Source organism: Cytobacillus sp. ABV4_503 (genome assembly GCF_056158445.1).
This window is the reverse complement of sequence record NZ_JBSWTH010000001.1, coordinates 2,233,955-2,255,451: the sequence shown is the minus strand read 5'-3', so window position 1 is coordinate 2,255,451 and position 21,497 is coordinate 2,233,955. Positions and strand designations below refer to the sequence as shown.

Annotated in this window: 19 protein-coding genes; 15 read left to right on the top strand and 4 right to left on the bottom strand. The window is 35.1% G+C overall.

Annotation, left to right across the window (positions count from 1 at the left end; all coding sequences use genetic code 11):
- Positions 1-11: 11 nt before the first annotated feature.
- Positions 12-1,775, bottom strand: a complete 1,764-nt coding sequence (locus ACXAD1_RS11330; RefSeq protein ID WP_206839592.1) for an SLC13 family permease — start codon at positions 1,773-1,775, stop codon at positions 12-14.
- A 413-nt stretch (positions 1,776-2,188) separates the two neighbouring features.
- Here ACXAD1_RS11330 and ACXAD1_RS11325 point away from each other — a divergent pair, with 413 nt between their 5' ends.
- The 14 genes from ACXAD1_RS11325 to ACXAD1_RS11260 all read left to right on the top strand — a co-directional run bounded on the left by ACXAD1_RS11325 (position 2,189) and on the right by ACXAD1_RS11260 (position 17,528).
- Positions 2,189-2,932, top strand: coding sequence for a sugar phosphate nucleotidyltransferase (locus ACXAD1_RS11325; protein WP_474910048.1), 744 nt, complete (start codon positions 2,189-2,191; stop codon positions 2,930-2,932).
- Complete coding sequence (rfbB, locus tag ACXAD1_RS11320; protein WP_206839595.1) at positions 2,925-3,872, top strand: dTDP-glucose 4,6-dehydratase; 948 nt, start codon at positions 2,925-2,927, stop codon at positions 3,870-3,872. The genes ACXAD1_RS11325 and rfbB overlap by 8 nt, the downstream gene beginning before the upstream one ends.
- 9 nt (positions 3,873-3,881) lie before the next feature.
- Positions 3,882-4,733 (top strand): dTDP-4-dehydrorhamnose reductase, encoded by an 852-nt coding sequence (gene rfbD, locus ACXAD1_RS11315; RefSeq protein WP_312886181.1) that lies wholly within the window; start codon positions 3,882-3,884, stop codon positions 4,731-4,733.
- Entirely contained in the window at positions 4,730-5,188 is a 459-nt protein-coding gene (locus tag ACXAD1_RS11310) for a dTDP-4-dehydrorhamnose 3,5-epimerase family protein (protein WP_206839597.1), read from the top strand. Before rfbD ends, ACXAD1_RS11310 begins: the two co-directional genes overlap by 4 nt.
- Positions 5,189-5,208: 20 nt before the next feature.
- Positions 5,209-6,327 carry a glycosyltransferase family 4 protein gene (locus tag ACXAD1_RS11305; RefSeq protein ID WP_206839599.1) on the top strand — a complete coding sequence of 373 codons (1,119 nt, stop codon included), beginning with the start codon at positions 5,209-5,211 and terminating at the stop codon, positions 6,325-6,327.
- 191 nt (positions 6,328-6,518) lie between these two features.
- On the top strand, positions 6,519-7,481 hold the full coding sequence (gene gmd, locus ACXAD1_RS11300; RefSeq protein WP_206839600.1) for a GDP-mannose 4,6-dehydratase: 963 nt from the start codon (positions 6,519-6,521) through the stop codon (positions 7,479-7,481).
- Positions 7,482-7,824: 343 nt separating this feature from the next.
- The gene (locus tag ACXAD1_RS11295) at positions 7,825-10,188 is read left to right on the top strand and encodes a glycosyltransferase family 4 protein (protein ID WP_206839601.1); all 2,364 of its coding nucleotides are present in this window, start codon (positions 7,825-7,827) and stop codon (positions 10,186-10,188) included.
- Between the two features lie 21 nt (positions 10,189-10,209).
- The gene (locus tag ACXAD1_RS11290; RefSeq protein WP_206839602.1) at positions 10,210-10,758 is read left to right on the top strand and encodes a DUF4214 domain-containing protein; all 549 of its coding nucleotides are present in this window, start codon (positions 10,210-10,212) and stop codon (positions 10,756-10,758) included.
- A 39-nt stretch (positions 10,759-10,797) separates the two neighbouring features.
- The gene (locus tag ACXAD1_RS11285) at positions 10,798-11,529 is read left to right on the top strand and encodes a GT-D fold domain-containing protein (RefSeq protein WP_474910047.1); all 732 of its coding nucleotides are present in this window, start codon (positions 10,798-10,800) and stop codon (positions 11,527-11,529) included.
- Between the two features lie 361 nt (positions 11,530-11,890).
- Positions 11,891-13,399, top strand: coding sequence for a UDP-N-acetylglucosamine 4,6-dehydratase family protein (locus tag ACXAD1_RS11280; protein ID WP_474910046.1), 1,509 nt, complete (start codon positions 11,891-11,893; stop codon positions 13,397-13,399).
- Between the two features lie 56 nt (positions 13,400-13,455).
- The gene (locus ACXAD1_RS11275) at positions 13,456-14,469 is read left to right on the top strand and encodes an NAD(P)-binding domain-containing protein (protein WP_474910045.1); all 1,014 of its coding nucleotides are present in this window, start codon (positions 13,456-13,458) and stop codon (positions 14,467-14,469) included.
- A gap of 194 nt (positions 14,470-14,663) precedes the next feature.
- A complete protein-coding gene (locus tag ACXAD1_RS11270) occupies positions 14,664-15,485 on the top strand; it encodes a sulfotransferase family protein (RefSeq protein WP_474910044.1) in 822 nt (273 codons plus the stop codon).
- Positions 15,486-15,556: 71 nt separating this feature from the next.
- Entirely contained in the window at positions 15,557-16,195 is a 639-nt protein-coding gene (locus ACXAD1_RS11265; protein WP_474910043.1) for an rRNA adenine N-6-methyltransferase family protein, read from the top strand.
- A gap of 580 nt (positions 16,196-16,775) precedes the next feature.
- Positions 16,776-17,528, top strand: coding sequence for a glycosyltransferase family 2 protein (locus ACXAD1_RS11260; protein ID WP_474911298.1), 753 nt, complete (start codon positions 16,776-16,778; stop codon positions 17,526-17,528).
- Between the two features lie 153 nt (positions 17,529-17,681).
- On the opposite strand, the gene ACXAD1_RS11255 is transcribed toward ACXAD1_RS11260, so the two are convergent.
- The 3 genes from ACXAD1_RS11255 to ACXAD1_RS11245 all read right to left on the bottom strand — a co-directional run bounded on the left by ACXAD1_RS11255 (position 17,682) and on the right by ACXAD1_RS11245 (position 20,066).
- On the bottom strand, positions 17,682-18,641 hold the full coding sequence (locus ACXAD1_RS11255) for a CgeB family protein (RefSeq protein WP_474910042.1): 960 nt from the start codon (positions 18,639-18,641) through the stop codon (positions 17,682-17,684).
- A 9-nt stretch (positions 18,642-18,650) separates the two neighbouring features.
- Positions 18,651-19,142: a hypothetical protein gene (locus ACXAD1_RS11250; protein ID WP_206839611.1), complete on the bottom strand. Its 492-nt coding sequence runs from the start codon at positions 19,140-19,142 to the stop codon at positions 18,651-18,653.
- 180 nt (positions 19,143-19,322) lie between these two features.
- Complete coding sequence (locus tag ACXAD1_RS11245; RefSeq protein WP_206839612.1) at positions 19,323-20,066, bottom strand: BMQ_0737 family morphogenetic spore coat protein; 744 nt, start codon at positions 20,064-20,066, stop codon at positions 19,323-19,325.
- A 319-nt stretch (positions 20,067-20,385) separates the two neighbouring features.
- Here ACXAD1_RS11245 and ACXAD1_RS11240 point away from each other — a divergent pair, with 319 nt between their 5' ends.
- A complete protein-coding gene (locus ACXAD1_RS11240) occupies positions 20,386-21,489 on the top strand; it encodes a glycosyltransferase family 61 protein (RefSeq protein WP_370222591.1) in 1,104 nt (367 codons plus the stop codon).
- Positions 21,490-21,497 lie beyond the last annotated feature (8 nt).

Here is a 21,497-nt window from a genome sequence, read left to right as displayed (position 1 = left end):
TAAATCTGATCTTAAATCCAAATCCAATAGGCAATAAAAACAGATAGAACCATACATATCAAACTCAAAGGGAGCCCAGCTTTAATGAAGTCTGAAAATTTATAGCCCCCTGGACCATATACAAGTAAATTAGTTTGGTAGCCTATCGGGGTAAGAAAACTGCATGAAGCGGATATGGCTGTAAGCATTGCAAGCATCTTTGGATCTAAACCGGACTGAAGGGAAACGGTATAGCCAATAGGAAACATAATAGCAGCTGTAGCAAGATTATTAAGGAGTTCAGTCATGATTAAAGTAATTAGATAGAATAAAAACAAAATTCCTATTATGCCCGTAAAACTCTGAAACATTGCTAGAAAGGAAGCTATAAATTTTGCCAGGCCAGTAGATTCAATGGTGTTGCCAATTCCAATAGAGCTCCCCATAATAATGATGACACTCCAGTTTATGGATTTTATTGCTTCGTTAACAGTAATAACTTTTGTTAAAATCACGATTAGCGCAGAAATTAATGCCAGGCTGAATATGGATATCAGCTGAAATGCCGATGAAATAATGATTCCTATAAGAATCAATATGACCACAAATTTTTCCTTTTTTTTATTTCTATATTTACTTTCAATAGGAGAGATAAAATAGAAATCTTCAGCATTCGACCATGTCCTCAAAAAATCATTTTTAGCCAGTAATAAAAGTGTATCTCCCTTCTTTAACACAAAATTTCCAATACCCGAAGTTATAAACTTTCCATTTCTTTTAATGGCTACAATTGCTGCATTATACCTTGACCGAAAATTGCTTTCTTTAACTTTTATATTGATTAAAGGAGATTTTTCTGAAATTCCAACTTCTAAAAAAGTAGCAGGAAGGTTAATATGATTCCCTTTGTTCCCCAGAACGCGTCTTAATCCAATAATATGGCATACCTTTAATAATCCATCAGGGTTTCCTGAGAAAACAAGAATATCACCTTCCTGAATGGTTTCATCATTTGGTGCAGGAATAATGGGTTTCCCGCTTCGGATTATTTCAACCAAAAATAATTGTTCCAGATTGCGAAGCATAGCATCCATTATGCTTTTTCCTATTAATGTTGAATTTTTTTCGACACTAAATTTGTGGATAAAAGGCAGCTTTCCATCATGAAAAAGTTCAAAATTATGTGCCCGCTCGGGCAGAAGCCGATGACCTATCGTTACAAAATATAAAATTCCCGCAACCGTAATCGGTAAGCCGATATAGGCAAAATCAAACATTTTGAATCCGCTTAAGCCTTTTTCAATTAATAAACCCTGAACAACTAGATTTGTTGATGTCCCTATTAGAGTAATAGTTCCTCCGAGAATAGCAGCATAGGATAAAGGAATTAGCAGTTTAGATGGTTTTACATGGTTTGCAGCTGCCCACTTCTGAAGGACGGGGATAAGCATGGTTACAATTGGAGTGTTATTCATAAACGCAGACATGGCACTTGTTGGCACCATCAAGCGAAACAATACATACTGTATTGATTTACTTTTGCTTAATATTTTTTGAATTATGACGTGCAGTATGCCGCTCTTGGATACAGCTGCTCCTACAATAAAAAGGAAAGCAACAGTATGGACTGCCGGGTTTGCAAAACCTTTAAAAGCTTCGGATGGAGTTGTAATTCCCGCAAATATAAGAATAGCCAGCGTGAGAAAAACCATAAATTCCGCCGAAAACCATTCCTTAATAAGACCAAAAAACATGATGGAAAGAATGATGCATAAAAAAATTGCATCGATATTCATAGAAATCTCTCCTGACAATTCCAAATAAGTAATCATATTATACCTATGTGATAAATTCTTTTTTGCGTAGATATTCGCCTCGTTTTTCAATAAATTAACATTTTTCGGGAAAAGATTAGCGGCTTGCCAAATATTTTGGACAGGAATTAATGGAGTTGCCTATAACAATAAGAGCGAAAAAACATAAAGTAATTTAGACAGGTAGTACCTTAAGGTAATACAAATTTTCTAAGAACTTTATGAAATGCCATAGGCCAATCATTCAAAATTGAAACAACACGAAGAGAAAGTCTTTAAAGAAACAGCGATATGATATCCCAAATGAAAATTCCCTGACTATCAGTGTTTCTTTAAAGATTTTAATTAATATGGAGCCTTTTCTTGATAAGAGTTTGCGAAGGGAGACATCTAAATTGAAAGGAATCATTCTTGCGGGAGGGACAGGAACACGTCTTTTACCTTTTACTAAAATCATAAATAAACATCTATTGCCGGTTGGCCCCTATCCTATGATCTATTGGCCAATTATCAAATTAAGGGAAGCAGGTATCCAGGAGATACTTATCATAACAAATGAAAAGGACTTGAGCGTATTTAGAGAGGTTTTAGGTGATGGAAGGGAATTCAATGTAAAACTTACATTTCGGGCCCAGGAAAATGAAGGGGGAGGGATTGCTGATGCACTTTTAGCTTCACGGGATTATATAAATAAAGAAAAATTCGCAGTGGTACTGGGTGATAATTTGTTTGAAGATACTTTAACACTCCATTTAAAAGCTTTCGAAAACCAGAAGCACGGGGCGAGGGTTCTTTTAAAGAAAGTCAGCAACCCGACACGTTACGGTGTTCCGAAATTAGATTTAATTGAAAAGAAAATACTTTCTATTCATGAAAAGCCAAGCATCCCGCCTTCTTATTATTGTGTAACTGGAATATACATGTACGATGAGGAAGTATTCAATCTTATCAAAAACATTCAGCCATCCGAACGAAATGAGCTGGAAATTACAGATGTAAACAATCTGTATATACAAAAAAACCAGCTGGAGTATGATGTTTTAAATGGCTGGTGGATTGATGCAGGAACCCATCATTCTTTATTTTTGGCTCAAAAGTTTATTTATGAAAATAGGAAAGAAGAGGATAATAATGGTTAAAAATCTTCTTGTCACTGGTGGAGCAGGATTTATTGGTTCAAACTTCATTTCAAGAATACTAATGAACAAAAACTATTATATTACTAATATAGATTCTTTGACATATGCTTCAAATAAAAAGGAAATTCAGGCCTTTGAGATTTCTAATAATTATCGTTTTATTAAATGTGACATAGGAAATGAAGTGGAATTAAATGAAGTTTTTGATTTGAGATATGATGCCATTATTAACTTTGCCGCTGAGACACATGTGGATAGGAGTATTCTTAACGCACATCCATTTATCAGGACTAATATTCAAGGAACATTTAATTTATTGCAGGCAGTCTTAAAAGGAAAAGCAGATAAAATGATTCATATTTCAACAGATGAAGTATATGGTTCCCTTTCTCCAGGAGATTCTCCCTTTACAGAACAGACTCCTCTTGCACCCAATAATCCTTATTCCGCAAGTAAAGCCAGCTCTGATTTGCTTGTCCGCTCTTTTTATGAAACCTATCAGCTTCCTCTTATCATTACACGATGCAGCAATAATTATGGACCTTTGCAGCATACAGAAAAGCTTATCCCTAAAACAATTACAAACGCTCTTAATAACCAGGAAATTCCTTTATATGGAGATGGATTAAACATAAGAGATTGGATTTTTGTAGAAGATCATTGCAGGGGCATAGAAATGGTCTTAGAAAAGGGAATTGCAGGTGAAATTTATAATATTGGCGGTAATAATGAGAAAACAAATTTGGAGGTTATCCAAATTATTTTAAACCAGTTAAATAAAGATAAGAGTCTTATCAAGTATATTGACGACCGTAAAGGCCATGACAGGCGATATGCAATGAATTCAAGCAAAATATCAAAGGAAGTCGGTTGGAAGCCTGAGGTTTCATTTGAAGAAGGGATCAGCAGAACGATTAATTGGTATAAATCCAGATGCTAAAAGAAAAAGGTGAGGAAAATAGATATATTAATCACTGGCGGTGAAGGTCAATTAGGCAGGGAACTGCAAAAATCCTTAAGCAGTAAGCATCATAGCTACAGTCTGGGAAAAGGAGATCTCGATATAACAAATAAAGAAAAGGCAGACCTCATAATTAACCAGCTGAAACCCGATATTATTATACATGCAGCAGCTTATACTGCAGTAGATAAATGTGAATCAGAGAGAAAGAAAGCTTTTGAAGTCAATAGTTTAGGTGCCGGATATATAGCTTCAGCAGGGAAAAAAGTAAATGCAAGAATTATCTATATAAGTACAGATTATGTTTTTGACGGGAAAAAACAAAGTCCTTATACGGAGGATGACATTCCAAATCCTCTGTCGGTCTACGGGATGAGCAAATGGCTTGGAGAACGGATAGTGCTAACCAATAGTGATGCTACGGTTATCCGCACTTCATGGCTTTACGGACATGAAGGGAAAAATTTTGTAAAAACCATGCTTGAACTGGGAAAGGAAAACAGAGAAATAAAAGTTGTCAATGATCAGATTGGGTCACCAACCTATGTTAATGACTTAGCAGCAGTTATTGAACAATTAATTGATAAGGAAAATAGTATTTATCACTTTAGCAATACAGGCTCATGTACATGGTTTACATTTGCAAAACGAATTTTTGAAGAAGCAGGTTATGACCCTGCCAGAGTGCAGCCTATAACCAGTGCAGAATATGGTGTTCCCGCACCAAGGCCCGCATATTCAGTCATGGAACATAAGGCAATTAATAATCAAGGCATTAAGACTCCAAGGCATTGGGAGTATGCATTGAAAGACTTTATACGGAAGGAGTTAAGCAAATGATAGAAGGCGTAAAAACTAAACAGCTTATAAAGCATTGTGACGACCGGGGATTTTTTGCCGAGCTTATCAGGGATGATGAGCCGGAGTTGCTGTCAAGGTTTGGGCAGGCTTCCTGGTCTATGAGCTATCCAGGCGTAATAAAAGCATTTCATTACCATGAAAAACAAGATGATTTATGGTTCTTTCCTTCAGGTAATGCACAAGTGGTACTACATGATTTAAGAGAAAATTCATCTACCTTTGGTAAGACCGAAGTCTATTACATGGGTGAAGAGAATCAAATTATGCTCCTTATTCCAAAGGGTGTTGCACATGGTTATAGAGTCCTGGGGGAAAAGCCTGCGGTAATTATTTATTTTACAACTTGTTCTTATGATAAAGAAAAACCTGATGAGAAAAGAATAGCTTGGGATGATCCTTTGATCGGGTTTGACTGGAAAACAAAATTCAGGTAGGGAAAGGAAGACATTGATCTATGAAGAAAGGTGTCAATTTGATCGGATATGCCCGAGCTGAATTTGGATTAGGGGAAGCATGCCGTTCAGCTGCAAGGGCACTGCAATCGGCAGGAATCCCTTTTTGCATAATAAATTTTTCGCATTGTCCAGCCAGGCAAAATGACTTCTCCTGGATACACAAGGAAGTACAAGAACCAATTTTTAATACGAATATCTTTTTTATAAATTCTGACCAGTTTTTTATACATTATAAAAAAAACAACTTGCCAAAGAAATGGTTTTTGAACCGATATAATATTGGGTACTGGCATTGGGAACTGGAAAAACTCCCTGGTACCTGGTTAAAAAGCCTTCGATTAATTAATGAAGTCTGGGTTCCTTCCAGTTTTACCTCAAATGTTATTTCAAGTAGAACTCGAAAGCCGGTTATTACAATTCCTCACTCTATTTTCGTAGAAATACCTTCAGTAATTACCAGAAAAGACTTCAATCTTCCGGAAAATAAATTTTTATTTTTTACAATGTTCGACGTTAGCAGTACATTGGGAAGAAAAAACCCAATGGCAGTTATAGATGCATTTAAGATGGCTTTTCCCGGAAAAAACCATTCAGTTGCACTCGCTATTAAAATTAATAATGGTTCCAATTCCAGTCAGCTTGAGGTGCTTAAACAAAAATGTGAGGAATATCAAAACATAATTTTTATCGATAAAGTACTTGATCGGAAAACGGTAAATGGTTTGCTATATGTATCTGACAGCTATGTTTCTCTTCATAGATCCGAAGGATTTGGATTACCTTTGGCAGAAGCCATGTTTCTAGGTAAGCCGGTTATAGCTACAAATTGGTCTGGCAACCTGGAATTCATGAATAATAACAATTCCTGTTTAGTCGATTTTACTTTAAAAAATATTGGACAGGATTATGGCCCATACACATCTAATCAGCGATGGGCGGAACCTGACCTTTTACAGGCTTCTCAATCGATGAGAAAGCTGGTATTCGATAAAAAATACGCCGATAAAATTGGATTAGTTGGAAAGAGGACTATTGAAACTAAATTGTCATCTAAAGCAATCGGTGAAAAGTACCGATTGCGGCTAAATCAAATTGGCCAATTGCCATCAAAGAGGTGAAGCAGAGAGTTCGAAAATGCTATTAATATACACATTTAATTATATTGTTGGATTGGAATAATGTTCCAAAGTTCGTAACTCTTGTCCTTCTTAATCATATAATGAAAATAAGCTGGGTCATTTAAGAATTATAATCTGCAGTTAAAATATTAAGTTACCTGGCAATATACTAGTTTGGAAAGGAGTATATCATGAAAAAAGCATTAATTACTGGTATAACCGGACAGGATGGATCTTATCTTGCTGATTTACTTCTAGATAAAGGCTACAAAGTTTATGGACTTAAAAGAAGAACAGCAACACAAAATTATGAAAATATAAAACATATAAAAGACGAAATTGAATTTTTATCAGGGGATCTTCGCGACCAAACATCCTTAACCGAAGCAATTAAGATAGCGAAACCTGATGAGGTTTATAATCTAGCTGCTCAATCCTATGTTGGCGACTCCTGGAGACAGCCGATTTACACAGGAGAGGTAACAGGGCTCGGAGTCACAAATATGCTGGAAGCAATTCGTTTATCTGATTTGGATGCTCGTTTTTACCAAGCTTCCAGCAGTGAAATGTTTGGAAAAGTTGTAGAAACCCCACAAACTGAAGTGACTCCTTTTTATCCACGCAGTCCTTACGGTGTGGCAAAAGTTTATGGGCATTGGATTACAGTAAATTATAGAGAAAGTTTCAATCTTTTTGCATGCTCGGGGATATTGTTTAATCATGAATCACCAAGAAGAGGAATTGAGTTTGTGACACGGAAAGTAACTGATGCTGTTGCAAAAATAAAGCTGGGAATTCAAAATGAGCTCCGTTTAGGAAATCTGGATGCAAAAAGAGACTGGGGTTTTGCTGGTGATTACGTTGAAGCCATGTGGAAAATGCTGCAGCAGGACAGTCCTGATGATTATGTAATCGCTACCGGCAAAACACATACTGTAAGGGAATGGGTACAAACTGCGTTTAACTATGCTGGACTGAATTGGGAGAATTATGTTGTTGCCGATGAGAAATTTTTCCGTCCGGCAGAAGTTGATTTATTAATAGGAAATCCCCAAAAAGCCAAAGAACAGTTGGATTGGGAGCCTAAAGTAAGCTTTGAAAACTTGATTGAAATGATGGTAGAAGAAGATTTAAAGAGAAACTCTAAAAAATAAGGGCAGTTTTTTTCAAGGCTGTTTTCAAATGTTTATTGCTTTTTCATAATTTAGTTTAATTTGCAGAATTGACCTTCGCTGTTTGCACTCCATCTTCGAAAATGCTGACGCATTTCCTGCTTGCGGTTGAACATTCGAGGAAGCTTATTCCATGTCCTGCGGGAGGAGAGGGAACTTTAATACCCTGCAGGCGAAGCAGGGGAGGCTCACATTCTTCCCGTGGGTTCGCTCTGTACCTGCAGTGGAAATCTACGGGCAGAATTCTTAAACAAAAACAACAACCTTTAAAAATAGAGCCTATTTTTAAATTCTTGTTTGTAAAAAGTAAAGGGGAATTAAGCATATGAAAAAAATCCTTGTTCTTAATTTTTTCCCTGCGAAAAACCCTCCTGCTACCGGAGGTGAACACAGGTATTTTCACTTTTATAATGAATTAAGTAATCATTATGATGTAACCCTCATTTCTTCATCACACCCTCATAAATCAGTAAGGATTGTTGAATATTCGAAAACCTTCAGGGAATATTTAGTCCCAAATGATTTAGATATTCACGGTCGCCTTAACAAAGAGTTACGCGGAAAGGTTGGAATTGAATATTCTGCTTTAGTTTCAACCTTGGCGTCCAATTATCCAAATAAGTATCACGAAGTTTTTCTTAATCTATACGAACAAAGCGATATTATAATTCATGATTCACCATTTACCTTGGGTTACGACTTATTTTTTGGATTTGATGAGAAACCAAGAATATATAACAGTTATAACAATGAGGCAGATCTGGCAAAGCAGATGTGGGATGGAGTTGAAGCAAAAAAGTATACTAAGTATTTTTTTGAAGTTGAAAAAGAGATGGTATTGCTGGCTGACCTGGTTTTTGCAGTATCAGAGGAGGACAGGAAAGGCTTTGTTAAATCTTATGGTGTAAATATAGACAAAATAAAACTTGCCCCCAATGGCATCGTTCCTGAAGAATGGACAAATATCCCGACAAAACACCACCGGCAAAAGCCCACTGCCTTTTTCATTGGAAGCAAACATCCCCCGAATTATGAAGCTGTAAATTTTATCATCAATAATCTTGCAGTGAAGTGCAAGAATATAAATTTTGTTATAGCAGGTGATTGCTGTAATCAATTTAAAAATGTAAGCAGAAGTAATGTAGAACTTTTGGGGAGAATTGGCAACTCACAGAAAAAAGAACTTCTTTCTAATTCAGATTTTGCTATAAATCCAATGTTTTCTGGTGGAGGCACTAATTTAAAAACTGTTGAATTCCTTTCAGCGGGTCTGCCTTTAATTTCAACAGAAATGGGAGTTCGCGGCCTCAATTTGACTTCAGGTGAAGATTATTTAGCGGCTGACAAAAATAATTTTGCAGCAATTTTAGATACAGCGATAAAAGATAGGAAAAGATTAAAGACTATCGCAATGAAGGGAAAAAAACACATCGACCAAAACTATTCTTGGAAAGGAATAGTTTTAAAATTTAAGAAGGAAATTGATAATATCACAAAAGGAAAAAAAAGAGAAAATATTCTTGTCCTTAATGATTTTAAAGTGTCCACAGCATTATCAGGAGGAGAAGTTAGACTTAAACAATTATATTCTGGCCTATCAAAATATTATAAAATTATTTTACTTTGCTTTACAAATGCTAAAGTGATTGAAAAAAAGCGAATTACAGAGAACTTTCTTGAAGTAAGTATTCCAAAAACACCTGAACATATTCAAGAAAACATGAAAATAAAAAAGCAGTTTCATATAAGTGTAAGTGATATTGTTAATTCTTATATGTGCACAAAAAACAATTTACTAATGAAGATAACCAAGTTACTTTATAGAAATTCTGAGTTTATAGTTACTGCTCACCCTTATATGATTCCTTTAATACAAGATCTTCAAAGTAAACCATTGATATATGAAAGCTTAAATGTAGAGACAAAACTTAAAAGTGAAATATTAAAGGGCCATCCCATGTACAAATTTTTAATTAATCAAGTGAAAAAAATAGAGTTACTTGCATTAAAAAAAAGCAACCTAGTAATAACGGTGTCAACTGAGGATAAAAACCAATTCATAGAGATGTTCCATATGAATCCAAAAAAGATTGCTACTATAAAAAATGGTATAAAACTAAAAGATAATGATTATTTTAACGATGACTTTTCAAGCATTAAAAATCTCTTTAAAGGAGCTCCGGTTATTGTATTTATTGGCAGCAATCATTACCCGAACGTGAAGGCCTTACAGTATATAGAACAAGATTTGGCTTTGAACTTAAAAAATTATTACTTTTTAATTATTGGATCGGTTTGTAACTCAGCTGGAAAAGCACCGCCTCAAAATGTTTTACATTTTAAAACATTAAATGAAGAGTTTAAAGATGCTCTCTTAAGAGTAGCAGATGCTGCTATAAATCCAATTATCACAGGTTCTGGCTCAAATATGAAGCTTGCAGAATATTTTGGGAAGAAAGTTCCGGTTATAACAACAAACTTTGGAGCGAGAGGCTACGAAATTTCAAATGGAAATCATGCAATTATTTGCAGTTTAAATGAATTTGCAAATAAGATTCCTAGTTTGGTTAATAGTCCAAATATATCGTTGAATATCGTAAATAATGCATATAAATATGCTGAACAAGAGCTGAGTTGGGAATCACTTGCAGAACAATATAAAAATGTCTTACAAAGTCTGCCAAAATAAAAAAGGAGGAAGGAAAGTGATTTGAAGATACTTCAAATAATTCAAGAAATGTATAGCAAAGAAAATTCTCAATTTGTTAAAGAGTTATATAGGGAAATTTTAAATCGTGAATATGACCAGCAGGGCTTTCAGGATCATGTGGAAAAGTTAAAAAAAGGAACAGAAAAAGAGGTAATTCTAAGTTCCTTTTTTAAAAGTAAAGAATTAATCGTTAAGCTTAATAATTCTTTTCGTAATCCACTGTATGAAAAGAAAAATAATAACAGTACGATCTTTGGCCGGCTTCATCAAATTATGAAAAAAAAGGGTAAACATTTTTTAGATGGAGTGTTTCTGGAATTACTAAACAGGAAACCGAACAAAAAGGAATACTATTCCTTTTCATATTCTGCAAAGGGGTCAAATAAGGATAAGAGGGATATAGTTATTCATATAATCACAAGCAGAGAATTTAACAGCAAAATTAAAATAAATAACAGGAATCTCACACTAAAATCACAAAACATTGCAGAGAAAGTAACCGCCGAAATGGTAATAAAGAAGTTAAAAACTCATTTCAGAAGGGATTAATAAATTATGGGGAAGATACCAGGTGAGTATGAAAATGACATGCTGCAAACCTCAGATGTTATTAAATTATTGAAAGTGGCTTTTCTTCAGAAGAAACCCCTTTCACTTGCCCGATTTGGCCATAGTGAGATTAATTTGGCATGGACCACATATCCTGATTGGATTAAGGGATGGAACTATAGAGAATACAATGGAGCAACTGAGAATCCTCAGAAGATGCAGACTGATATTAGAGAAGCATTAAAAATGACGGATATTGTTGGTCTCCATCGTTCAACATCTCGTATTTATGAGGATAGAAGAGCTGCCCTAGCAGCAAAAGAAATGTTAAAGGCACTTCAAATTGTACCGAAACATGTATGTTCAGCCTGGGTTACCCATGAACTAATAAGAAGCCAGGATTTTTGGGAATGGCTTCGAATGCAAAAAGTTGTTTTGGTGGGAAGACGTTCAAAAGAGGCTCAGCATTTATTTAAGAAAAAAGGAGTAACAGTTACCAACACAATTAATCTGGAGGGTATGGAGGATCTCCAAAAGGTACACAATTTATTATGCAGAAATTCGAATTGGGAGGTGGCACTAGTTTCTGCAGGATTACCTGCTTCGATTCTTGTACCCCGAATTGTGCGTGATACTGGTAAAATTGCTATTGATTTTGGCCATGCTATAGATAAGATAATAGAAGGCCGTGAATTTAGATTTGATAAAACCGCAAATGAATATAATAAAAATCATACAAATAATCCCAATAATAAAAATAATGATATTTAGCTGGAATTCTGATGATTTTCTTAAATTGCACCCTTAATTTCTCCTCGCACAATTATCATTGAAAAGCCGACCTTAAAGGCTTTATGCGAAAAAGATATATAAATCTTATAATTTTAAAACCTGTTAGTTTAAAACTAACAGGTTATTTTTTTGGACAAGAGGTTACTAACCCATACAAAATCATTCTTTTTGAATACGATGTATTGTGATGGTACATCGATACCCTAAAGAATACTCAACTTGCATTTTTATATTAACTATCATACTGGATAATAAAAAAACGATTTTCAATCCAACTTGATATAAAGTGCAAAAAAAGAACATCAAAATGTTTCTAAGGAAAGGATGGGCATTAAAAACAATGAATAATCTGATCCAATTTACAAAAGAATATATTTTTCATTTCCTCTTTATATCCAGTATATTTATATATTCTTTAATAGCTGCAGAAAGTAAGGCGCTAATTATTGAAATTATGGATTTAAGAGCTGTTTTTGCACTATTAGTCTATGTAGCATTAGTTCAATTGTGCCTGTACAAATTACTGTTGAGAAAAGAATTTTCAATTGTAAAGCAAGAGCATTTGTTAATTGCCAGCTTTTTATTTTGTATATACGTTTTGATTTTCATGAGCATACAATCAAATCTATTCTTTTTATTAATTCTATTTGTTACAACAGCATTATTTTTTTTCGGGCCAATTAGAGTTTTCTTCAATAATAATATTCCTTCGATTAATGCTTCATTTAGTAATGGCAACGAACAGTTAGTAAAGGATACTAAAAAACAGGCAGAAAAAAAGATTAATAGTAAACCACCTAATATTAATGTAAAAAATCTTATTGGAAGAGACATCATTAGGCCTACAAAGAGAATTAGTGAATATATTTCAAATAAAACCGTCTTAATTACTGGAGCAGGAGGCTCAATCGGAAGTGAATTAGTTAAGCAGGCTGCCGGATACAGTCCAAAAAGGCTGATTTTACTTGGCCATGGAGAAAATAGTATTTTTAATATCTCTGCAGATATTAAAGAAAAGTTTCCCAAAACTCAAATACATTTAATAATAGCGGATATTCAGGATAAGAATCACATTGAACAAATTTTCGAACAGTATAGACCAACTATTGTTTTTCATGCTGCAGCTCACAAACATGTTCCATTAATGGAAATGAATGAAGGAGCAGCAGTACGAAACAATATTTTTGGAACTGAAAATCTTGTCAAGGCATCATCTAAATACTTTGTTGAACGCTTTGTCTTTATTTCAACTGATAAAGCTGTCGAGCCTATTAATATTATGGGGAAAACTAAAAGGATTGGAGAGCTGATTGTTCAGGCTGCTGCATCAGAAAGTTTAACGAAGTTCTCAATTGTAAGGTTTGGAAATGTGCTGGAAAGCCGCGGAAGTGTAATTCCCATTTTTAAGAAACAAATTGAGTCAGGAGAAGCGGTTACCGTAACACACCCAGATATGGTGAGGTATTTTATGACCATCCCTGAAGCAGTGCAACTTGTTCTTGAAGCAGGTGCACTATCAAAAGGGGGAGAGGTTTTCGTACTGGATATGGGGAAGCCAGTTAAAATCATTGATATTGCCAGAAGGCTGATCTGCTTATATGGTTATGAACCAGACAAAGATATTAGAATAGAAATTACAGGAATTCGTCAGGGAGAAAAATTAAATGAATCACTTTTTTACACTAGTGAGGAAATAGTGAAAACCAAACACCCTAATGTTATGATTGCTGTTCCCAAAATAAAAAGCAGTGAGAATTTACAAGGACAATTAGAAAAACTTAAAGAAGCTGTAATCCATTATCCTGAAAAAATTGGGCAAATGCTAGATAAAATTATTAAAGATCAATAATGAAAAAATAAAAAACCAATCAATTTCAGGTATAAAAGGAGGGAAAATAAGCTGAAATGATTGAGAAGATAAAAAAAGAATTGAAAAGTTTTACTGCCCCTAATTCAATAACTGTAGCAACAGTAGGGATGACATCTAGAGATTCAGCTCCCTTTACTGTCTTGCCAAGAAGAAAAACACTTGGATTTGAAACGATTAATTTCTTAATTTCAAATATTCATTCAGCAGTAAAATGTTTGAATTTTCTCGATGGCAAGGTCAAGTATATTCTAATAGATGTTGAATCCAAAAAAAATGTTGATCTCGAGAGTATTGCAAAAAAAACTATAAAGTCCTCAATTGTCAAGTCATACAAACCAAATGATGCGACTGTAGAAGCTGCAGACCTTTACATGTTGAATTATTTTAAAGATTTTCTTAAGGATAAAAAAATCTTAATTTATGGTGCAGGCAATATAGCTGGGAAACTTGCGTTAAGATTGGCTGAACGAGGGGCAGAGATATATATTTATTCACGGGATAAAAATAAGGTTAGTTTATTGGTAAATGCGCTTAACTTAATTCTTCCTAGATATTCATTAAATAGGATCAAACAATTACAAAATTTTGAAGAGATGAGTGATTTTTTTGATGCTATTATTTCCTTTATATCTTCTGAACAAGTAATTAATCATAATATTATTCAAAGTTTAAAGGAAAATGCCTTAGTTTTGGATGGTGGCATAAACAATTTTACTCATGAATTTTATAAAAACAGCAGTAAAAAAAGGTTAAATTCTTTTCGGCTTGATGTACGATTGGGGTTTCTATACTCATTAATACCTTTAATGGACTATACTGAAAAGTTTTTTAGGGAGGTGCAAGGTAAGTCATCAATAGAGGAAATAAAATTAGTATCAGGGGGGATTATTGGGAATGAAGGGGATATAATCGTTGATTCTATTAAATCGCCTACACAAGTGATTGGAATTGCAAATGGACTAGGGGGGACAAAAGAAATAGGTAAGTATAATCTGACTGATATCAAAAATCTGGAAATGGTACAAAAATATATCTCAGAAAAAAAGTAAACAGTTAAAAAATCATCTAATAAATCTACATCTGCTATCCTCCTTCTAAAAATAATGCCAGCAGTAGTTTCCTCCAAACTTTTATCATTAATTTTCCCAGTAAAAATAACAAATTACCAATCATCTATTTGCTTACCGGAAAGTCTTCAGAAAAAAGCAGATTTATTAAAACAACTGATGTGAAAGGAGAAACTATGGTTAGAGAAAATAAAGCAATTTGCATTATAGGATCAGGAAGATGCGGATCTTCAATGGTGACCAGGGCGATAAATTTAATGGGAGTGGATGTAGGATCCCATCTTTATCCTGCTGACCGCACAAATCCAAAAGGCTATTGGGAAAACAGCAGAATTGTAATGATCCATGAAAAGATGCTTAAAACAGTTGGAAACAATATTCATCATGAATGGTGGCACAAGAAGGATTACATCCATTTAAAACAAGAATTGAAAGACTATATAACAAAAGAATATTTAGATAAAGAGGTATGGGGATGGAAAGATCCAAGAACATGCCATTTTATTGCACTATGGAATGAGGTATTAAATGAACTATCTGTCACTCCCCATTATGTAATCCTGGTTCGTAATCCCGTAGACATTATTCATTCATTCAAAAAAGCATATAACTTTAAAGACATTACAGCATTGAAGCTTTGGCAGCAAAGAACGTTATTAAGTTTGAAAAAGACAGAAGGCCATAAAAGGCTCATCTTTGATTATAACCAATTCCTGGACAATAGTCTTGGATGCTTAAAAATTCTTTCTAAGACTTTCAATCTTAAAATCGAAAAAAATGAGATAGAATTAAAAAGGCAGTTAAATCATTTTATTGACCCTTCATTACAGCATAGCAGGGTGAGCTTAGATAGATTGTTAAATGATCCATTTATTGAAGATGATATTAAAGAGCTTTATAGCCTATGCTACAAGGCATGCCACTCAATCGATTTTTTCAATTCTGAAATATTCAGGAAAAAAGTTGATTTATTATATCGATCTTTTTTTGAAAAATAAGCTAACCGTGAAAAATCCTTATTTATAGTTTTCCGGGTTTAATTGGTATAACAAATAAAGGGTGATTATTTATGGAAGATAAGTATAAAAATATATTGGAGTTTTGGAGAAATAACTTATATTTGCCTAATTCATTAACAAGAGAAGAGACTATGCGTTTTTGGTTATTGGAAGCTAAACCCTACAAAATCAGACCAGAAACAGTAAAGAAATACCAGAAAAAAAATAACATACAGGTGTTAATAGAGACTGGTACTTATAAAGGTGCCATGATTGAGGCAGTATTAAATAATTTCAATAAAATAGTCTCAATAGAATTAGATAAAGACCTATATAATGAAGCAAAAATAAAATTTTCCAGCCATTCACATGTGAATATTGTGCATGGTGATAGCTCCTTAGTATTGGGGGACATGCTGAAGTCTATTAATGTACCTTGTGTATTTTGGCTGGACGGACATTATGTACCAGATTCAATAGATACAGCCAGAGGGGATAGAGATACTCCTATTTTGGATGAATTAGATCAGATTTTAAAGCATCATGTTAGGCATCATGTAATTTTAATTGATGATGCCCGATGTTTTATTGGTCCCAATCCTATTTTGAATGATTACCCTACAATCCAGGAATTAAAAAAGTTTGTAAAAAGCAGAAGGCCTGAGTTAAGTTTTCAAGTAGCTGACGACATAATAAGAATTTTGCCATAAAAAAGAGATTCAAAATTTGTTAGTTAAAAAAGTTGAAGAATATGTATATTAGCACAAACTGAAGACAAGCTCACGAATAGTATATCTTAAGAAAGTGAGGTGCTCCTATGTGTCTTTGTAAAAAAGTTAATAAATATTATTTAGGAAGTGACCCGAATTACGGAAAAGCGGTTAAGCTCACAGCAAACAATTATAAAATGCCTGTGGTGAAGGGTACAAAAGCAGGGTACTCTACAAAAAAATATGTAAACGGAAAGCTTCAAACTTACTAAGGGACCTTTGAAGTGCCCAGCGCGAATCAGTGCGAATAAAAGGCGGTGAGACTATGTGCTTTTGCCATGAGGTTAATAAAAAGATTTCCTCCAATGCATCGTATCAAGGCAGAAAAATGCCCTCAGCCAAAAGAATCATTAATGTAAAGACTTCAAATGGCATCCTGAAACCTTTACAGCCAAACTACAAAGTTAAAAAATAACGAACCACTGAACCTTTTTAAAAGAGAGCTAATTCCATCAATTAATGAATACATTAGTGTAGCGGCTTTATCTATTCAGCAGTAAGGGAGGTGTATTATTTGTTGGTGGTAGTTCAAAATTTTGCTGGAGTCACCAAGGGAAATTTTCTCAGAAAGAAAACCAGCGGAATAACTCCTCATTTATCTTTAAGGCAAAAAAAAGCCCTATTGAAGAAAGCCCGCACAGAAAATGAAAAAAGCAAGGTGAATAAAATGTCTAAAGCCACCAAAAATAAACCTAACCTGAAAATAAGCTGTATTTTAACAAGTTATAATCGTCCTCAGAGAGTCCGTGAGGCCATTGCAAGTGTTCAGCAGCAAACATATCCCAATTGGGAGCTCATTGTTGTAGATGACAATTCTAATGCAAAAACTAAAAATGTATTAAATGAAATTGCTGATAAAGATCCCCGGATTACACTAATTCAGACAGGAGTAAGTCCCGAGGATCGCCCAAAAACAACCAGATATGCAACCTGCATTAATTTAGCACTCGGAAGGATAACGGGAGATTTAGTAACCTATTTAACTGATGATGATATATACTATCCAACCCGATTCGAGAGAATGGCAGCGGCGTTTCAAATGAACCCCAAAATTCATGTCTTATATGGCAGACAAAAAGTCATTGTGTATACAGGGAATAGGATTACAAGGACTTTTATACGCCCCTTAGTTGGAGTTACACGATATCCAATGGGGAGGGTTGATCATAATTCCTTTATGCACAGTCGATCCTGCTTAGAGGTAGTGAAAGGGTGGGATGACCACCCTGACAATTGGAAGGCCGGTGACGCAGCTTTTTTAGAAAGCTTGTAAGGCATTGGGATTTTTATCCCATAAATGCATTAACCGATGAACATCGGGTACATGACAAAGGGGTTCAGAGAAAACTGCATCGCGGAACAAAACCATGGAACAGTGAAGATGCGGAGTAGGTTAATTGCCAATGATAGTCTTTACTTACTATTGTCATTGGAGCTTACTCAGCATGTCTTCCATCCTTTTTTCAAATGTATGCTCTTTAAGGACGCGCTTGTTTGCGAGTTCCGAAATTTCCTTGCGCTTTTCTTCATGATTAATATAAAAAATAAGTTTTTGAAGCAGTTCATCTTCCGTTTTAAATGATACGATCTCCTTGTCTTCGATAAAGTGGATTGGCAAATCCTCTTTGTACTCAATTAACTGAAAAGCCCCGCAAGCTGCTACATCAAAGGTTCTATTATTTATGCTATTGCCCTTAATGCCAATCCGATTTTTGTTTTGATGTAAATTGTAGGGCCTGTGCGTATTTAATACAATTTTTGCTCCGTTATAATACTGAGCCGCAATCGATGGTTCCACCCAAATATCATGAATTCTCAATCTGGGGTGATTTTGCAGCCGGATTAATTTATTTCTCCATTTGCCAATTACCTTGATTTTATAAGGTGTTTTTTCCAGAAGAACCTGGATAAGCTTCACCCTATCCGGATATGGATAGCCCAGCAGACATATATCGCTTATAAAAGCTGGTCCGGCCTGAATAGGCTTGAATATTTCTGTTGAAGTTCCTAATGGCAAATGGAAAGTTTGCTGGTGCCCTTTTTTAATATAGAAATCTTTGGCTGCCGTATCGATAGTAAAAATATAATCATAATTGGGTATTAGCACTTCCGTTTTATCCATGTAATAAGGATCTTCCGTTAGCCAGACTGCCGTCTTAATCTTTTGTGTCTTTACCCATTGGATTATTTTTAAAGGGACCTTAAAGCCCAGAAGGACAATGACAATGTCCGGTTTAAACTGATTTACCATTGTTTTTAGCTTTCCAATGCCAGTTAGGGGATCAAATTGTTTTACATTGGTTTTCTTTTGAAGCTCTTTCATAATCCATTGTTCAAAAAATTTATATATCCCTGTATAACCTGAAGAAATAAATAATATTCTCATAACATTCACCTAAAAATTAATAGAAATGCTGTTTAAGGCACCGATTCCATCTTTTTGTTCATCACAATAAAAAAAACCGTCCACAAGAACGAATCTATCTTTTTTCTTGGAAGAAACCTGCAGCTCATATCCAAAATTTAAATTTGTCCCTTGCTCAAGCGCCTTGGATTTTCCTGGCTTTAACCAGTGTTCACCGATCTTTAATGCTTTTTCCTTCCAGTCATCATCTATATATACCCAGGCTTCTGTATTAGAACCATCAATCATGAGAGCGGTATGATTTACTGAACCGATCTTTCCGCCAAGCCGCACATTTTCCGAAGGTTTTGTCCGCAGACAAATGAGGGGATTATTTAATGCAGCTGTACCGATATTTCTTATATTCAAGTTTCCAACTACCATAATATCCTCTTCTTCCTCCTCCTTTTCAGGAAGCATAATGGAATAACTGAACCAGGCGATACTATTAACAATTTCAGGTTCCTTCTTTTTCCAAAACAAGGTATCACTCCTATTCCATTACCAAATGTTTTCTTTACACTTTATGCCTTTAAGTAAGGGTAAATGTTAATGTTTCTGAGGGTAAGAGCTGAGTAAAATATAAAACTTTATCAATCAGCGTTTTAAATGTAAAAAAAGAGGAGCGGGCACTCCTCTTAGATTCTAGTTTTTCATGATCTATTAAGCTGGTGATGGACCAGGTCCCGGGAATACAGTCGGGCACTGAGGCGGGAACGCAAGCGGCGGACAAACGAAAGGCATGTCAGGACGCGGCTGGCAGAATTCAGCTGTAATTTCAAGCTTTACCAAAGCTTCCATTTGAACGTTTTGACACAGGTTAATTGAAATATCCAGCTGCTGGAATTCGAATTCACCAGGCGTAGCAGTTGCGCGGCAAATCAAGTTGGCATCACATTCAAAGTCTGTAATTTCACATTGCAGGAAAGTTCCTGGAGGCGCACATAAGAAGAATTTCTCAGATACAGCCCAAGGAATCGGCCCAGTTGTACATGACAAGCCATTTGGATTTGTTACTCGTACAACTACAAAACCTTTCTTTAAAACCTTTACTTTTTGCAAAGTAACTGTTGATCCATCTGGCAACTGGAACTGCCCGCTTGCACGGCCATCCGGCTGAGGGATTTCCTGGCAAAGAATTGATCCAGGTGCTAGAGGGTCAACAGGAGTACCATTTTCATCAGTTGCAAAACATTCAACTGTGTAATTTCCTCCTAGAACTGCACATGGGTCTGTATCTGGCGTTACACCGCCATTTTCACAGTCAAACTCAATTGCTCCAGCTGCTAGATCACTTGCATTAAAAGCAATAAGTGGCACATCAACTTGGCGGGTTACCCAGTCATAAACTTTATTTACTTTTATACATAAAGTCTCCTGTCCGCCGTTAATTGACTTAAAATCCATTAACTGATCATCCTCTCGCTTTATTATATTAGGGTTAAACCTACTTGTATGTTATGCTGCTTCTCCTGCTATGTGTATGGGCTTTTGCGTAAATTCAGACACCATTCCTGATTACCCAAACCAGAAAGCATAAATCTCCATAAACCTTTAACCCAATGTTAATATATTCCGATTGAGAAGCAGTGTGCTCACAATAGTTAACAGGGCCGAGCCTAAATATTTTAACCTTTATTTGCCCTTTGTCTGGACAATAATCCAAGCCATCCACATTAGGAAGAATATAATATTTTGTACCGGAAATTTTTTGGAGGGTGAAATTGTGAGCAGAAATTACATGAAGGTGATTCCGTACCGAGAAATATGTGCAGCCAAAGACTTTAAAGAATTTAAATTAGGAATATTACCGCAGAATACTCTATATCATTTAAGAAATCCAGAAAGAACTCAAATCGTTCCACCCGTGCTGCCTTTTCCAGGTATAAACTTGCCAAATGAATGTGTAACACAGGATTTTTATGTTGCAAGTCTTAGAAATACTTTATGCATAAGGAATCAGACAATTATCCATAACAGAAAATTTATTCTTCCTGATAGCTTCAGACATTACCAGTTTAACTCCTCAACAAACCATCTGACCTATAATCAACGATTAAATCGATTCTCACTAAAGGTAAATATAGAAAATACGAAATATCAAAAAGGTGATTGTATTTTTTTAAGCGGAGAGAAAAGCGGCTTCGGGCATTTTTTATTAGAGGTTATCTCAAGACTATGGATTACAAAGTATATTGATGTTAAAAAGGTAAAATTCATTATGAATCCAGAAGATCGAACCAGCTGGAAGCTCGATTTGCTTAAACCCTTCGGAATTAGCACGAGGCAAATTGTATATCTGGACAATCCGATCGTATGTGAAAGACTTCATATACCAGTTCAATCCTTTTGTCTACGAAAATACACCTCATCATTTGCCTATAAAACATGGAAAAGAATCGGTGACTACTATGACAGGGGGACAGGGGCTGAAAAGATTTATGTCTCCAGGTCAAAATTGAAAAATCAGCGGAGAGGTTTACTGAATGAGAAAGCTGTTGAAAGGATTTTTTCTTTAAACGGCTATAAAATTATTCACCCTCAGGAACTAAAAATATCAGAGCAAATTAATTTATTCCGCAATGCAAAGGTTATAGCAGGCACTTCAGGTTCAGGGATGTATAACAGTGTCTTTCAGCAAAATCATCCCAAAGTTCTTATCCTTACTTCTAATACATTTTTTAAAATGAGTGATGTATTAGTGAATACATCCACGGGAGGCAAGCTGCATTATTTTGTCGGTCAAACAACTGAACTAAATGTTCCTGGCATTAAAGCAAGCTGGATATTGAACACAGAGCATCTGAACCAATTTTTAAAAGTATTTTAACAAATGCT

What these genes read in the sequence shown, in the direction of transcription:
- ACXAD1_RS11265 (WP_474910043.1), top strand. Translation starts at nt 15,557, where the DNA reads ATGGAAGATAAGTATAAAAATATATTGGAGTTTTGGAGAAATAACTTA.
- ACXAD1_RS11330 (WP_206839592.1), bottom strand. Translation starts at nt 1,775, where the DNA reads ATGAATATCGATGCAATTTTTTTATGCATCATTCTTTCCATCATGTTT.
- ACXAD1_RS11245 (WP_206839612.1), bottom strand. Translation starts at nt 20,066, where the DNA reads ATGGATTTTAAGTCAATTAACGGCGGACAGGAGACTTTATGTATAAAA.
- rfbB (WP_206839595.1), top strand. Translation starts at nt 2,925, where the DNA reads ATGGTTAAAAATCTTCTTGTCACTGGTGGAGCAGGATTTATTGGTTCA.
- ACXAD1_RS11305 (WP_206839599.1), top strand. Translation starts at nt 5,209, where the DNA reads ATGAAGAAAGGTGTCAATTTGATCGGATATGCCCGAGCTGAATTTGGA.
- ACXAD1_RS11280 (WP_474910046.1), top strand. Translation starts at nt 11,891, where the DNA reads ATGAATAATCTGATCCAATTTACAAAAGAATATATTTTTCATTTCCTC.
- ACXAD1_RS11310 (WP_206839597.1), top strand. Translation starts at nt 4,730, where the DNA reads ATGATAGAAGGCGTAAAAACTAAACAGCTTATAAAGCATTGTGACGAC.
- ACXAD1_RS11295 (WP_206839601.1), top strand. Translation starts at nt 7,825, where the DNA reads ATGAAAAAAATCCTTGTTCTTAATTTTTTCCCTGCGAAAAACCCTCCT.
- ACXAD1_RS11285 (WP_474910047.1), top strand. Translation starts at nt 10,798, where the DNA reads ATGCTGCAAACCTCAGATGTTATTAAATTATTGAAAGTGGCTTTTCTT.
- ACXAD1_RS11255 (WP_474910042.1), bottom strand. Translation starts at nt 18,641, where the DNA reads ATGAGAATATTATTTATTTCTTCAGGTTATACAGGGATATATAAATTT.
- ACXAD1_RS11275 (WP_474910045.1), top strand. Translation starts at nt 13,456, where the DNA reads ATGATTGAGAAGATAAAAAAAGAATTGAAAAGTTTTACTGCCCCTAAT.
- gmd (WP_206839600.1), top strand. Translation starts at nt 6,519, where the DNA reads ATGAAAAAAGCATTAATTACTGGTATAACCGGACAGGATGGATCTTAT.
- ACXAD1_RS11270 (WP_474910044.1), top strand. Translation starts at nt 14,664, where the DNA reads ATGGTTAGAGAAAATAAAGCAATTTGCATTATAGGATCAGGAAGATGC.